This window comes from Brevundimonas sp. Soil_N_31, from assembly GCF_057655995.1.
Genome location: NZ_JBDGLE010000025.1, coordinates 1 through 1,257, shown reverse-complemented (window position 1 = coordinate 1,257; position 1,257 = coordinate 1). Strand labels below are relative to the sequence as shown.

Here is a 1,257-nt window from a genome sequence, read left to right as displayed (position 1 = left end):
TGACGTGCCCCCCTCTGGTCCCTTGATCATTGTGAGAGCCCAGGGGGTTGATAGCCGATCTGCGTCGCCGGCGGGAGCGGCCGTGCGGCGGAGCTGATCAAGTTGCGCAGCCGAACGGCCGCGGGGTTCAGACGCACCGCCTCCGGGGTCAGTCCCCCGTGCGCCGAGTGCGGCCTGACGTGGTTGTAGTCGATGCGCCAGCGTTCGATGACGGCGCGGGCCTCGGCCAGGGTGGCGAAGACCTCCTCGTTCAGGCACTCGTCGCGGAGCCTGCCGTTGAAGCTTTCGACGAAGCCATTCTGCTGCGGCTTGCCCGGCGCGATGTAATGCCAGGCCACGCCGGTGCGGTTGGTCCACTCGAGGATCGCCCGGCTGGTCATCTCCGTCCCGTTGTCGCTGACGATCATGGCCGGGCGTCCGCGTCGGGCGATCAGCCGATCCAGTTCCCGCGCCATGCGCTGGCCCCCGATCGAGGTGTCGACCACCAGAGCCAAGGCCTCGCGCGTGAAGTCGTCCACGATGCACAGGATGCGGAAGCGTCGGCCCCACGACAGACTGTCGGCCACGAAGTCCAGCGACCAGCGCTGGTTTGGGCCGTCCGGCAGGGCCATGGGCGCACGGGTTCCGGTGGCGCGCTTGCGGCCCCGTCGCCGTCGCACCGCCAGGCCTTCCTCCCGATAGAGCCGGAACAGCCGCTTCTTGTTCATGCTGACGCCCTCCCGTTCCAACAGGATGCCCAGGCGCCGGTAGCCGAACCGGCGGCGCTCAGCCGCCAGGCTGCGCAGGCGCTCGCGCACCTCCACGTCGCCCTGTTCAGGCTCGCGACGCACCGTCTTAGGATCGATCTGAACCAGCCCGCAGGCGCGCTTCTGGGAGAAGCCGCGCTCCGCCATCAGGCGAAGCACGGCCGCTCGGCGCGCTGCAGGCCCGATCAGTTTTTTCCCAGAAGATCCTTCAGCGCCGACACGTCCAGCATCGACTCCGCCAGCAGCTTCTTCAGCCGCCGGTTCTCGTCTTCCAGCGTCTTCAGCTTCTGGGCGTCCGACACGCTCATGCCGCTGTACTTCGCCTTCCACCGATAGAAGGTCTGTTCGCTGATCCCGTGGCGACGACAAACCTCCGCCGTCGGGCTCCCGGCCTCCTGCTCGCGCAGCACGCCGATGATCTGCGCCTCGTTGAACCTGCTTTTCTTCACGTCCGTCTCCTTGATGAAACGGACTCTCACTCAAATCGGGGGATCAGGAAGGGAGCACGTCA

General features: G+C 67.1%; 1 protein-coding gene. It reads right to left on the bottom strand.

Annotation, left to right across the window (positions count from 1 at the left end; translation table 11 throughout):
- Positions 1–26: 26 nt before the first annotated feature.
- Positions 27–1,195 (bottom strand): IS3 family transposase gene (locus AC3A3G_RS16335; RefSeq protein ID WP_487488733.1). Its coding sequence is split into 2 segments (ribosomal slippage): positions 27–937 and positions 937–1,195, totalling 1,170 coding nucleotides; the frame shifts between segments, so codons are not numbered across the junction.
- Positions 1,196–1,257: the final 62 nt, after the last annotated feature.